Genomic DNA, 13,305 nt, shown 5'->3' with positions numbered 1-13,305 from the left:
TCTTTAAAGCAGGCGGGAAATCTTGAAAAACACCCAGGTCGCGAGCATGGCGAGACCGCAGATCACACCTGCGGCCACGGTGCCCAGTCCGCCCTGCGCCAGAAACATGCCGCCTGTGTTCATGCCGAAGAAGCCTGTGACGAATGTGGCGGGTAGCATGAGGGTCGTCGCAACAGAGACGATATAGAGCCGTCTATTCGTTTCTTCCGCCTGTGACGAGGCAAGTTCGTCCTGGAGCGAGCGGCCGCGGTCCTGGAGCGCGAGAAGATCGTCGAGAGCCGCATGGACCTGTCGTTCAGTTCGATCGCGCAACTCGTCCTCGGCCCAGGACGGCAGATCCAGTTCATCATCACGCAGTGCATGGTCCACGGGGACGACCACGCGACGCAGTTCGGTCACGCGACGCCGCACTTTTCCGACGATCCCGCTCAGATGTCCGAGGTCGGTCCTGCGCTCGACGATCAGGAGCGCATCTTCTGCACGGTCCAGCTCATCGTCGAGCTGACCGATCTGACGTCGCACCGTGCTGGTGAATTCCCGCATGGCCCGATCGATGATACCGGCCGGGCTGCGAGGCACGGCGTCGCCGCGCAGGCTGCGATAGGCCGCACCCAGAACGGGAACCGGATTTCGTCGCGTGGTGATGAGGAGATCCGGACGCATGGCGAAACGCCATGCGCAGATTTCACGATCGTCTTCCGACAGCACATCGTCGAACGCCGGCATCACACCCCAGACCAGCCCCGGCACGGCGTCGATCATGACGCCGTATTCGGTCTCGGCGAGCATGGTGCGCACTTCTTCCGGGAGGCAGGGCATGGCCGCGACCTGCGCGCGGGCGGCACTATGGACCGTATCGAAATGAAGCCAGACCCAGCTTTCGGCGACACGCGGCCAGTTGGACAGCGGCGTCGCATCATCGAGAATCGTTTCGATTTCCGTCTGGGACAGTGCTGTCGGATCTTCACCGGGACGCGCGCGTATAGCCCATACAAGCCCGTTACGCAGACCGGAACGCGCCTCGTCTCCCGGTTCGGGAAGCAGGCTGAGCGGCACGGACACATGCGAACCCTGCATGGCGACCTCCATCCTTTCCATCAACCGGAAAACGAAACCAAGGGCTGAAAACCTCGCCCAGCGCCATGATGACCAGGATCGTCAGGGCGCGCGGAGAAGCTGGCTAGGAGTGGCATGGGTGTTCGGCTCAGGCAACCTCTGATGCAACAAAATATGAGCTTTTAGGCAACCTTCCACTGCCACGCCTGTTGAATCCCAGCAATTCCGCGAGGTTCGGTGATGAAAGACGGTGCCGCGCGGCGAACCCATTCGGGGAAGGAATCATCCATGAAAAACGTTGGCAAAATCGCACTGACCATCGCAACAATTGCGCTCGCGACGCCCGCAATTGCCCAGACCAATACACCACCTGCGCCCCAGCCTGACGCCACCAGCCCGGCGATGAAGGCCGAAATCCAGGCACAGAAAGACCATCCGGGGAATCCCACCAACCAGAACACGACTTATCCCAACCAGGCGAAGGAACAGCCCGACCCGGCGCCCGCCGCCAAGCCGAGGCATGTCGTGCATACCGGCAAGCGCTCCAAGCGCCTTCCCATCACGCAGCAGGACGAACCCAACAGGGTAACCGTGCCTCCTGCCACGACCGATAACGGACCCAGATAAACCTTATGTTCCCCGACAACCCGAGCGGCCGGACGGTCGACTGAAAACCGTTCCGGCACGCTGCCGGACCAACGTGATACTGGCGCATGACGGTCGTTGCCTTTATACCCTGCCGCCATCGAGTGGCAGCCAAGGCTTCAGACATGACCGTTACAGACCAGTCCGACTACAAGGTTCGCGATTTCTCTCTGGCCGAATGGGGGCGGAAGGAAATCTCCATCGCCGAGGGCGAAATGCCGGGTCTGATGGCGCTGCGCGAGGAATTCGGCGCCAGCCAGCCTTTGAAAGGCGCGCGCATCGCCGGCTGTCTGCATATGACCATCCAGACGGCCGTGCTGATCGAAACGCTGATCGCGCTCGGCGCGACGGTTCGCTGGTCGTCCTGCAACATCTTCTCCACGCAGGATCAGGCCGCCGCCGCCATCGCGGCCGCCGGGATTTCCGTTTTCGCCTGGAAAGGCCTGTCGGAAGAAGAGTTCTGGTGGTGCATCGAGCAGACCATCAAGGGACCGGACGGCTGGACGCCGAACATGATCCTCGATGATGGTGGCGACCTCACCCAGATCATGCACGACAAATACCCAGCGATGCTCGCCGATGTGCGCGGCATTTCCGAAGAGACGACCACGGGCGTACATCGTCTCTGGGATATGGCGCGCAAGGGTGAACTCCTGGTTCCGGCCATCAACGTCAATGACAGCGTTACGAAGTCCAAGTTCGACAACCTCTATGGCTGCCGCGAGAGCCTCGTGGACGCCATCCGCCGCGGCACGGACGTCATGATGGCCGGCAAAGTCGCGGTCGTGGCCGGTTACGGCGACGTGGGCAAGGGTTCGGCCGCCTCGCTGCGCAATGCGGGCTGTCGCGTCCTGGTGACGGAGGTCGATCCGATCTGCGCGCTCCAGGCCGCGATGGAAGGCTACGAGGTCGTCACGATGGAAGACGCCGCGCCGCGTGGCGATATCTTCGTGACCGCAACCGGCAATATCGACGTCATCACGGTGGACGACATGCGCGCGATGAAGCACCGCGCAATCGTGTGCAACATCGGCCATTTTGACAGCGAGATTCAGGTCAGCGGCCTGCGTAATTTCAAGTGGGACAATGTGAAGCCGCAGGTCGACGAGGTCGAATTCCCCGATGGCAAGCGCATCATTCTGCTCTCCGAAGGACGCCTCGTGAATCTCGGCAACGCGACGGGTCACCCGTCCTTCGTCATGTCCGCCTCCTTCACCAACCAGACGCTCGCCCAGATCGAACTCTGGACGGCGAAGCCGGGTCAGTATGACAAGAAGGTCTATGTCCTGCCCAAGAAGCTTGACGAGAAGGTCGCGGCCCTGCATCTCGCCAAGGTCGGCGCAACCCTGACGAAACTGTCTCCCGAACAGGCGTCCTATATCAACGTGCCGGAAAACGGCCCGTTCAAGCACGAAGAATACCGCTACTGAGCCTGATGGGGCGCGGCGATACGGAACGCAGCGCCACTTCACGCTTTAGGAACGGGCATGGATGCCCCGCCGTCAGGGTCGGGGCGTCCTCAAGCAACAGGGGAAACCGTCCATGAGCATCTTCAGCACGATCATGTCCAAGATTTTTGGCCATGCCGAAGCCGCGACACCGGCTACGGCTGGAACCGCTCCAGTCGCAACGAGCGCTGCGCCGACGGCGGCTCCAGCCGCGCCGGTCGATGTCAATGCCATCCTGACGGATCTGGCGGCCAAGAACGGACAGAACCTCAACTGGCGTCAGTCGATCGTCGATCTGCTCAAGCTGCTTGGCCTGGACAGCTCGCTCGAATCCCGCAAGCAGCTTGCGGGCGAACTGCATTACACGGGCAGCACGGACGATACTGCGACGATGAATGTCTGGCTCATCAAGCAGGTCTGGCAGAAGCTGGCCGAGAATGGCGGCAAGGTGCCTGACGAACTCAAACACTGAGATTCCGGCTTTTCCAGCCCATATCAGCGGGCCTGAAACAAGAGACAAACGCTCGATTTCAGAACCTGAAATCGAGCGTCTGCATATAGAACTGACCATCCTTCGCCCCGGCCTGGTGCAGTCCGTTCGATCCGATGACGGCGGCGACATCATGCGTCCAGGTCAGATGCCGCGTCAGCGAAACGCCCAATTCAAGCTGCGGCACGGTTCCCGTGAAGCGGCCCAGGATGTTCCGGAAATCATAGACCTTCGTGACCCCGTACAGATCGTCGCGCTTCGCCGCACGCCAGAAAACCGGCACATGAAGACGAAAGATCAGTCTTTTATGGGGCTTCCAGCGCGCCACCGGACCCAGGCCGATCTTGTTCTGCGGGCCGAGATAGGTCGTGATATCGTTATAAAAAGGCGCGTTGTAGTAAGGCGCCGCGTAGGTCCCGATGGTTCGCCGACTGCGGTCCCCACCGGAAAACAGATCGGCCTGCACGCCGATCGCCGGCTTTCCGAACAGGTGATCGAGTGAATAGGACAACGTCCCATTCAGAGCGTAGGCGCGGATGGGACGTTGTCCGCCTCCTTCGGGCCGAAACACACCTCTTTGATAAAGACCGCCCATACTGACGTCGCATGCACCCAACGTTCCCCAGAGGCGCGTGCCGAGGGTATCACGATGCGTCGCACCATATTGAATGCCATAGGCGGAGGACGTCGCGCTGATGCTGCCACGGTACAGATAACCGTAATAAAAGCCGTCGAGATAAAGGCGGGATTTTCTGCCTTTCACGACGAAATTTGGCAGAGCGTAGCTCGCATAAGCGCCCCATAGCCGGGTATGCCAGTCCGCCTCGTTGGCAAAAACGCCCGTGGGCGCGGGATCGGTGCGTAAAAGCCCGAATGCATCCAGTCGAAGACGATCCCAGACCGCATAGCCGCGCATGCCGTTCCAGCTCTGGGCAATATTCGGCAGGTCCCGGACCGAAAGAACATAGGGCGGAGAGTCGATGAAGAACTGGCGTCCGATCATGAGGCCGGTCCGCGCGCCTTTGACCTGCGTCCTGATTTCGATGAAGGCCTGCTGAAGGTCGAGCCGGGAGCGCTGATATCCATCATAGCCATAGTAATTGGACCCACCAGCGGCACCGTTGGCGATTTCCGCATACAGCCGCACATGCGTACCGAGATGGACATCCGCGCCATAGACACTGCGCAGCAGCAGCCGAAAGGCCCGGCCGGGTCTCTGGACGCCGAGTTGGGGATGACTGTCGTAAAAGCCCCGCAGACGCTCCTCGCCGCTGAACGTGACATAGTGGGTTCCATCCGGCGTCAGACGCACGAATTTCAGCCGGTCGAAGACATCTTCCTGCCGCTTGCGGTCTTTCAGCCAACTCCAATCTTCGGCCCACCGTGCCTGCCCGTATTGTTCGACCGGCCCCCAACCAGCCGCCGAACCATCCGTGTTGTTAAAGGCACCCCAGCGGCCTTGGCTGTTATCCGGTCGCGAGAACAAGCTGGACTCGACGCGCTTGTCTTCCGACTCATCGCTCGCGCTGGAGCGCGTGTCAGCGGCGGACGCGGGATCGAGAAAAGAAACGCTGCAGGCAAAGAGGCTTGCAGGCATTAAAAAGCGACTAACCATGCCGTATCAGTAAAAAGCCAGTCGCACGTCGAACAGTGACATCACGTTGCTGGCGTCAGCTTCCCCTGTTTGTGATGTCCGGATGCTCAGGGACCTGTGTTCCGGATGCGACGGGAAGGGGCACGACGGGGGGCGGCAGGGCCGAGTCCACCACGACAAGAGAATCGCCCGCAATCAGAGAGGGTTTTCTGTCTTTTGGAAGCAACGCCCGGAAACGACCATCATAACTGGCGGCGCGTTCGTACTGGGCGTCCAGCAGACCATAATGATCCATGAACCGGTTCATGGCCGCCGGAATTCGCACACAGCCTTCGGATGCCGGACGACCGAGCCGACGCTCCAGAAAATCCGGATCGGTCGCATGAATTTCCAGCCGGATATCGCCGGTTTCATGATCGGGGCGCCATCCTTTCACGGCCTTCTGCCAGCCCATGTCCCACACGCGCATGCCTTTGGCCCCGATCCCCCGGATACCGTTTTCATTCTTCGTGCCTTCCGCGCGATAGCCAAGACGATCCGGTGTATTGGGAAACACGCCAGTGGGCGTGATGTAGTAGAATTTGCGCCCTGACTGTCCCGTCGAGACGGGCGTGCCACCCAGCGTCTCCCAGGGCACGTCTCCGGGGAAAGCCAGCACGAAACACAGCGCCTGAATACGGGGATTGCGATCGACGACCATCAGGATCTGGGGCCTGTCGATGACGACCTGCGCGGCTGCGACCTGCTGACGGGCCAGAGCCACGAACCGCTCACGAACCGCCAGGGTATAGGCTGTATAGCGCGGCACGCTTCGGGCCATTTCATGTGCCAGCCGCACGGCCTCCGCGCGGGCCTGCGGCTCGGTCGCGACCGGCAGCGGCGGAATGATGATGGGGGCGCTGTCGTCGGGCGCTGTGACCGGCGCTGTGACCGGCGCGGTAAACGCTGCGGGCGATGCCGGAGGATCTGCCAGCGCCGCGCCGCACACGGACCACCCGGCCAGAGTCATCAGACCGACGCAGGCAAAACCGCCAGATCTTGCAGAACAGCTCTGCGAAGATGGAAGACGAGGCGCCATCCGCCCCCGCCGGTAGAAGAACATTGGCAATTCTTTCAATGTCATGTTCGGAACGAGGACAGTGATTACCATGAAGACAATGGGAAACCGAACGCGCAAGTCCGTTGCCGGTTCGTTACTAAATAACATTTATGATATGCGACCAATTCTTAATTGCGTTTTTATCACCTTCGTGCTTCATACCCTCATTCTTCCCCTCATGTCCGTGACGTCACGGTCATGACAGCCATATTGTGATGATACACCGCTTCCGACAGCTCTTCCGGCGCCCCCCCGGCCGTGGACGCTCGCCGACCACGCATCCCCTGCCCCAGCCCATCGCGGAGATTCGGCAGCGCGCCCTCGAAGGTCACGTTCTGGATCAGGTCAAATGGGGCGACATCCTGCTCGATGGCAGCTACATCTCCCGCGATCCACATAGAGCCCGACAATGGTTCGAGATCGCCGCCAACGCCGGATATGGCCCAGCGTATAACATGCTCGGGCGCTGCCACCAGTTCGGGTGGGGCTGCACGCGCGAACTGGGCGAAGCCATCCGATATTACGAAATGGCGATGGCACTGGGCGATTTATGGGGAACATATAATCTTGGGATCATGACGATGCGCGGGCTCGGCGTCGCTGTCGATCGACCGCGCGCGCTCTCGTTGTTTCGAAAGGCCGCCGAACAGGGCCACGCCAAGTCGATGAACCTCGTCGCCCGGTTCACGGAAGAAGGTTGGCATACGCGGCGCGACCCCATGCTTGCGCGCGCGTGGTATCGTCGCTCCGCGGAAGGCGGCGATTATCGAGGACGGCACAACTACGCGACACTTCTCCTGGCGGAAAACCGTCGCGAGGAAGCGCTGGAATGGTGGCGACGCGCGGTGGGCGAAGCGACATCCGATATTCTGCTCGCGATGCACCGTAATCTGTCGGAGCTGGGCACGGATGGTGATGCCGGACTGCTGGCGGAAGTGGAAAAACGCCTGACCGCCATGAATATTTCCCGCGATATCTGGGCCACGACGTCCTCTGGCAAGATCCCTTCCCCATAGCGCCGGATCATCCGCGTCGTTAGAACGACGGCATGATCGTTCAGGGATACAATCATTTTCACGACATGCCGCAGGACATGCGGTATTTCGAAAGTCCGGCGCAGTCAGACGGCTTCCTGGAACATGGCATGATTTTCGTCGTGCCCGACCGGTTGCGGAAATACCGGCGCAATCTTTTCCATGTGCGCCTCAATGACGGTCCCGCCGCAGAATATGCGCCGATCTTCCGATGCCGTTGCCAGACATCTTCGGAACCCGCTCCGGCGGGCTATGACGGTCCGTGCGACGTTTATCCGTTCTATGCACGCACGTCGCGAACCCGTGGTCATCGCAAGGACTACTACGTGCTGTTTCTTTTCCGGGACAAGATGTCCTACGTCCGCTTTCGCGATCTTGCGGACCAATGAGCCGTCGGAAGGAATAACCATGCCGCTCGACATCATGCCCGGCCTGAGCATCGACGATGACCGGCTCGAAATCACGCATCTGCTGGCGTCCGGCCCCGGGGGACAGAATGTGCAGAAAACATTCAGCGCGGTGCAGTTACGCTTCGACGCGGCTGGCTGCGCAGCGCTCCCGCCGGCCCTTTTCCAGCGCCTCGAACGCATCGCGGGCCATCGCATGACAAGTGCTGGCGTCATTGTCCTGACCGGGCAGCGTTTCAGAAGCCAGATGCGCAATATCGAGGATGTTCGCGAACGGCTGGCCGAACTGATCCGCGAAGCTGCCGAAAAGCCGCGCTTTCGCGTTCCGACTCGCCCCTCCCGTTCGGCGCGTCGCCGCCGCGTGGATGACAAAACCCATCGCGGCGGCATCAAACGCAACCGTCAGACACGGATCGACGATTAAGGATACAAGGAATCGGCACCTGCGACACGGACCGCCGAACGCGCCGTCCCTTGCCAGAACCGGGTTGTCTCGCCGAGATAGACCGATGCTCCGACTGATCGATCCTTTCCTGCTCAGCCTTGTCGCCGCCCTGACGCTTGCGACTTTCCTTCCCTGTCACGGCAGCATCGCCGTCGATCTGGGTGTCCTGACCAACCTCTGCATCGCCTTCATGTTCTTCCTGCAAGGGGCGCGACTGGAACCACGCAGCGTTCTGGAAAGCATCAGGGACTGGAAATTACAGGCGGCCGTTCTGCTCTGCACGTTCGGCCTTTTCCCGGTTCTGGGGCTGTCACTCCAGGCGGCGGCTCCGCATCTGCTCGACCATGACATGTGGCTCGGCATCCTGTTCCTGTGCTGCCTGCCTTCGACGGTCCAGTCCTCCATCGCCTTGACATCCATCGCGCGCGGCAATGTTCCGGCCTCCATTTGCGCCGCGACCCTGTCGAACCTTGTCGGCGTGGTCATGACGCCCGTGCTGGTCGGTTTCGTGCTTCATCAGGGCGGCGTCTGGTCAGGAAATGCCCTTCTGGACATCGTCACGCAGCTCCTGCTGCCCTTCGCCCTAGGCCAACTGCTTCATTCCCGCCTCGGTGGCTGGGCGAAACGGAACAAGACGCTCCTTTCTCTCAGCGACCGCGGGTCGATCGTCCTGGTCGTCTATACGGCCTTCAGCCACGCCGTCGTCGCGGGGCTGTGGCATCGCGTGTCCGGTCACGACCTCGCGGTGATGGCGGCGATGGATATTGCCCTTCTGGGGCTCGTGCTGACCCTCACCCGCCTGCTTGGCAGAGCGCTCGGCCTGCCGGAAGCCAGCGCGATCTCCGTCATGTTTTGCGGGTCGAAAAAATCCCTCGCCACCGGCGTACCCATGGCAAACATTCTTTTTCCCACCGCTATCGTCGGGACGACTGTGCTGCCCCTGATGATCTATCATCAGGTCCAGATCCTGGTGTGTACGCTCATTGCGAGAAAATACGCAAAAAGACCGGAAAAATGACTTAGTACGACACAGTTACAATTGGCCGGTTTCTTCACATTCTTGGCGTTGCCCTGCCCTCCCCGCATCCGCAGTTTCTTTCCATTCGAACAACGGAAACGAGGGCCGGAGTGGATGGGTTATACGTTCGAGAACAGTGTCTCTTCCTGTATTCAGCCCCGGGTGGCGCCATCAAGGAAGCAGGGCCTGCGTCATCGCGTGATGGCCTTGACGCTGGGGAGTCCGCATGTGGGCGATCTCCATGACCGGGCCGCGCGGCTCGGTCTGCCGCTTCCGGCCGGCAGCAACCGACGCGAACGCATACATCGTATCCGCGAACTCAAAACGCTCTTTATCCACGTCCCTAAAAACGCCGGCACGTCCATCGCCACGCTCCTGTATGGCCGCAGCGAATGCCACAATTCGATACGCTATTACGAGCGCGCCGCTCCGGACCTGTTCACAGACGGCATCACACGTTTCGCCATCTGGCGAGACCCCGTGGAGCGCTTTCTTTCGGCTTATGACTTCGCAAGGCACGGCGGCGGCCGTAATGTCGCTCTGCACGCACATTTTCAGAAAATTTACAGTCAGTTCCGTTCCGTGAGCGACGCCATCGACCACCTGGCCTCAGTCTCCGATCCGTATCGCCTCGATCACGTCTTCCGGCCACAATCCTGGTATCTCCTGGATAAAAGCGGCAAATGTGGCGTCGATTATCTGTTTCCCCTGCGTAGCGTAGGTCGGGTCCCAGATCTCATTCCCGCTCTCAAGAACCGTTCCGTTCCCCGCTTGAATGTCAGCAACCGCGAGACGCACACGCTCTCCCCGACAGAGGCCACACGTATTCGTACCTTTTACAAGGACGACGAAGCGCTCAGACGATACCTGTTGCCGATTTAATACAGCTTCGGCCGAAATTCTCGTGACTTAAATCCGTCACACACAAAATGTTCATCCTGGCGTAAGAAAACTCATCGCGGCAGACGAACGAATCGCAAGGCTTTTTCATGCTCATAAACCTGACCAATCGGTCAGGTTTTGCCGGAATGCCAACCGACGAATTCGCCGAACCCGCCCCACGCCCATGACCGCCCAGGACAGACATGCCCTCTCTCATGCGACGCCTCCTAGCGACTTCCGCGCTCTTCACGCTGGCGATGCCAACCTCCCTCGCACTGGCCGCACAGGCACCGGATACGTCCGGCAAGACGCCGTCAAAAGCCGCCGCCAAGGCTGCAAGCGCCAGCAGCGATCAGCCTTCCATGATGGGCGCGACCGCTCCCACCGATATCAAAGCAGAACATCTTGAAGTGCGCGGCCAGCGTCACAAGCAGATCGGCGCCGGTCTGATGATCAAGGAAGACGCCCCGAAATCGCGTTCAACCATCACGCAGGAATATATCGACAAACAGGCGAACGGCCTCAATCCGATGCAGCTCATCGCGATGCTGCCGGGCGTCAACACGTCGGATAGCGATCCCATGGGCCTGACCGGCGGCAACATGACGATGCGCGGCCTTAACTCCAACCAGATCGGCTTCACGCTCGAAGGCTTTCCGATCAACGACATCGGCAGCTACGCAGTCTATCCACAGGAAATCGTGGACTCTGAAAACCTGCGCACGATCAACGTCGAACAGGGCTCGGCCGACCTCGACAGCCCGCACATCTCCGCCACCGGCGGCGCTGTGGACATGTATCTCCTCAGTCCCGATACTCATTTTGGTGGAAAGCTGGTCGGCTCGTACGGGTCGTACGCGGCAAAACGCATCTTCGGGCGCGTGGATACCGGTTACATCGGCCATTCCAACCTGCGGGGTTTCGTCTCCTTCTCGGCCGTGGACGAACACATGTGGCGCGGCCCCGGCCATCAGGGCAGGCTGCACGGCGAAACCAAATGGGTGAACGAGTGGGGCAATGGCAACGTCGTCTCCTTCAGCCTCATCGGAAGTCAGACGCAAGGCGTGACATTTCCCTCGACCCGCGTTTCCAGCCTGTCGGACATCAACACGCTCAACAGCGGCAAGGGTTACAACACCCTCGTCAACAACATGATCAAGAACAACGTCTGGGATTCGACATGGGATCCCAAAAAGCCGACGGACGGCAATTACTATCAACTCCATCGCAACCCGTTCACCAACATCTACGCTTCCGCGCCCTCCACGTTCAAGCTGACGGACAATCTGACACTGACGGAAACGCCGTATTTCTGGTACGGTAACGGCAATGGCGGGGGTGCCTACAGCACCAAGCTGAAAAACTATCAATACGGCGCTAGCAAGGTGAATGGTTCGATCGGGGACTATAACGCCTCCAATACCCCGTCGTTACTGCTCTATAACCCGTCAAATACGCAGACCTACCGTCCTGGCGCGACCACGAAGCTCACGCTTCATACTGGCATCAACCGCCTGGAAGTCGGCTACTGGTTCGAATATTCCAAGCAGCGCCAGACTGGCCCTTTCAGCATGATCGATTACAATACGGGCAAGCCGCTGGATCTGTACGGTGGCGGTGAAAACATGATCCTCGATAATGGCGCTACGGCCCAGTATCGCGACACGTTCACCCAGACGCGCGTCCACACGATGTTCATCGCCGACAGCCTGTCGCTTCTGAACAATCGGTTGAACATCGAAGCCGGTCTGAAATACACGGTCGTCAATCGCGACGGACAGAATAACCTGCCAGACACCTCGACAGGCCGCTATATCCGCGGTTCATGGCAGCAGCCGCTGCCGGCAGTCTCGTTCCGCTACAAGATCAACAACGAGAACCAGCTATTCGCGTCGTCGACGACGAATTTCCGTATTCCGATGAACGTGTCCCTCTATGACGCGGGTGCCTATTTTCCTGGATCGGGCTACGCCACGCACGCCAATCCGAACCAGAAGGCGGAATACTCGATTTCGGAAGAGGCGGGCTGGCGTTACCAGGGTCCCGACGTGATGAGTTCCATCACCTTCTTCCACTACAATTTCACGAACCGCCTTTATACGCAGGTCGTGAATAGCGGTAATAACGATTACTACTCACGAAGCGTCAACGGTGGTGGCATGCACGCAACCGGTGTGGACGCCGAAATCGGCACCCGCCCGTTCCACAATATCCGCCCCTATGCTTCCTTCGAATATATCGATGCCCGAAGCGACAATAATCTTGCTGCGGGCACAGGCTCCATCAGCGATTACGTCCATACGAAGGGCAAATTCGCGCCACAGACATCGCGCTATCAGGTGGGTTTCAACCTCGATTACGATGACGGCCATCTTTTTTCGGGCTTCAGCCTGAAGTATCAGGGCAAGCAGTACGCGACCTTCAACAATGACCTGTCGATCCCCGGTTATGTGCGCATGAACGTCAATGCGGGCTATCGCTTCAACAATGTCGGCTTTCTCAAATCTCCGACCCTGAAGCTGAATATCCAGAACATCGCCAACAATCACTATCTCGGCTTTGTCAGCGGTGTCGCGACAAACTCCAAGACCGTCACAGGCGTCTACGGCTCCAAAATTGCAGGTGCTTACACGAACTACACGATCGCCTCGCCTTTCTCCGTGATCGGCTCGGCCAGCGTGGATTTCTGATCGAACTTTCCCACGACAGACAGAAACGAAAACGCCGGGTTCCGTCCCGGCGTTTTTTATTTCATCACATGCGGATCGTTTCGAATTCTGGACTCATTGTGCTCCCGTCGGGGCGCAGCGTTCGCAAAACCGAATGCGATTGCCAAACGGATCGCAGACCTGGAGTTGCTGGCCCCATGGCAGTCGCTCGATACCGGGCCGCGCACAGACGTAGTGCCTGGCACTCAGTTCGATGTGGAAATCATGAATGCCCGTCATCCACACAAATACCGTCGATCCGGGACAGGCGTCGCCGTGATGCTCGGACAGGTGAAGCTCCATTCCGGCCCGTTCGACGGCCATATAAACCGGCAGTCCCGGTTCGAAGCGATGCTCCATACTCACGGTAAAGCCGAGAAAGTCGCAGTAGAATTCCCGCGCCCTGGTGAGATCGAAAATGCGCAGGATCGGTATGACGCGTGTGAAACGCATGGCTTCGTCCTCAAGACCCGTTGATG

13 protein-coding genes are annotated in these 13,305 nt (G+C 59.6%); 9 read left to right on the top strand and 4 right to left on the bottom strand.

Translation table 11 applies throughout. The features are described from left to right. Positions 1 to 3: 3 nt before the first annotated feature. Positions 4 to 1,077 (bottom strand): CorA family divalent cation transporter, encoded by a 1,074-nt coding sequence (locus tag PWM43_RS00840; RefSeq protein ID WP_289840679.1) that lies wholly within the window; start codon positions 1,075 to 1,077, stop codon positions 4 to 6. 267 nt (positions 1,078 to 1,344) lie between these two features. On the opposite strand from PWM43_RS00840, the gene PWM43_RS00835 reads away from it, so the two are divergent. The 3 genes from PWM43_RS00835 (at position 1,345) to PWM43_RS00825 (ending at position 3,621) form a co-directional block, all read left to right on the top strand. Next, positions 1,345 to 1,683, top strand: a complete 339-nt coding sequence (locus tag PWM43_RS00835; RefSeq protein WP_289840678.1) for a hypothetical protein — start codon at positions 1,345 to 1,347, stop codon at positions 1,681 to 1,683. Between the two features lie 143 nt (positions 1,684 to 1,826). Then, on the top strand, positions 1,827 to 3,131 hold the full coding sequence (gene ahcY / locus PWM43_RS00830; RefSeq protein WP_289840677.1) for an adenosylhomocysteinase: 1,305 nt from the start codon (positions 1,827 to 1,829) through the stop codon (positions 3,129 to 3,131). Between the two features lie 112 nt (positions 3,132 to 3,243). Beyond that, positions 3,244 to 3,621 carry a DUF3597 domain-containing protein gene (locus PWM43_RS00825; protein WP_289840676.1) on the top strand — a complete coding sequence of 126 codons (378 nt, stop codon included), beginning with the start codon at positions 3,244 to 3,246 and terminating at the stop codon, positions 3,619 to 3,621. Between the two features lie 58 nt (positions 3,622 to 3,679). Here PWM43_RS00825 and PWM43_RS00820 read toward each other — a convergent pair whose 3' ends face one another. Together PWM43_RS00820 and PWM43_RS00815 are read right to left on the bottom strand one after the other, a co-directional pair. Continuing rightward, complete coding sequence (locus PWM43_RS00820; protein WP_289840675.1) at positions 3,680 to 5,236, bottom strand: alginate export family protein; 1,557 nt, start codon at positions 5,234 to 5,236, stop codon at positions 3,680 to 3,682. A gap of 73 nt (positions 5,237 to 5,309) precedes the next feature. Next, positions 5,310 to 6,242: a L,D-transpeptidase gene (locus tag PWM43_RS00815; protein WP_317134975.1), complete on the bottom strand. Its 933-nt coding sequence runs from the start codon at positions 6,240 to 6,242 to the stop codon at positions 5,310 to 5,312. 305 nt (positions 6,243 to 6,547) lie between these two features. On the opposite strand from PWM43_RS00815, the gene PWM43_RS00810 reads away from it, so the two are divergent. From PWM43_RS00810 to PWM43_RS00785, 6 genes are all read left to right on the top strand, one after another. Further along, positions 6,548 to 7,348, top strand: coding sequence for a tetratricopeptide repeat protein (locus PWM43_RS00810; protein ID WP_289840673.1), 801 nt, complete (start codon positions 6,548 to 6,550; stop codon positions 7,346 to 7,348). 32 nt (positions 7,349 to 7,380) lie between these two features. Continuing rightward, positions 7,381 to 7,755, top strand: a complete 375-nt coding sequence (locus PWM43_RS00805; RefSeq protein ID WP_289840672.1) for a hypothetical protein — start codon at positions 7,381 to 7,383, stop codon at positions 7,753 to 7,755. Between the two features lie 19 nt (positions 7,756 to 7,774). Beyond that, positions 7,775 to 8,197, top strand: a complete 423-nt coding sequence (arfB, locus tag PWM43_RS00800) for an alternative ribosome rescue aminoacyl-tRNA hydrolase ArfB (RefSeq protein ID WP_289840671.1) — start codon at positions 7,775 to 7,777, stop codon at positions 8,195 to 8,197. An 85-nt stretch (positions 8,198 to 8,282) separates the two neighbouring features. Beyond that, on the top strand, positions 8,283 to 9,236 hold the full coding sequence (locus PWM43_RS00795) for a bile acid:sodium symporter family protein (RefSeq protein WP_289840670.1): 954 nt from the start codon (positions 8,283 to 8,285) through the stop codon (positions 9,234 to 9,236). 114 nt (positions 9,237 to 9,350) lie between these two features. Beyond that, on the top strand, positions 9,351 to 10,118 hold the full coding sequence (locus tag PWM43_RS00790) for a sulfotransferase family 2 domain-containing protein (protein ID WP_289840669.1): 768 nt from the start codon (positions 9,351 to 9,353) through the stop codon (positions 10,116 to 10,118). A 203-nt stretch (positions 10,119 to 10,321) separates the two neighbouring features. Further along, on the top strand, positions 10,322 to 12,808 hold the full coding sequence (locus tag PWM43_RS00785) for a TonB-dependent receptor (protein WP_289840668.1): 2,487 nt from the start codon (positions 10,322 to 10,324) through the stop codon (positions 12,806 to 12,808). Between the two features lie 93 nt (positions 12,809 to 12,901). On the opposite strand, the gene PWM43_RS00780 is transcribed toward PWM43_RS00785, so the two are convergent. Continuing rightward, the gene (locus PWM43_RS00780; protein WP_289840667.1) at positions 12,902 to 13,279 is read right to left on the bottom strand and encodes a glyoxalase superfamily protein; all 378 of its coding nucleotides are present in this window, start codon (positions 13,277 to 13,279) and stop codon (positions 12,902 to 12,904) included. Positions 13,280 to 13,305: the final 26 nt, after the last annotated feature.

The organism is Brytella acorum, from assembly GCF_029309905.1.
GTDB classification, from domain to species: Bacteria; Pseudomonadota; Alphaproteobacteria; order Acetobacterales; family Acetobacteraceae; genus Brytella; species Brytella acorum.
This window is presented reverse-complemented; position numbering and strand designations above follow the sequence as displayed.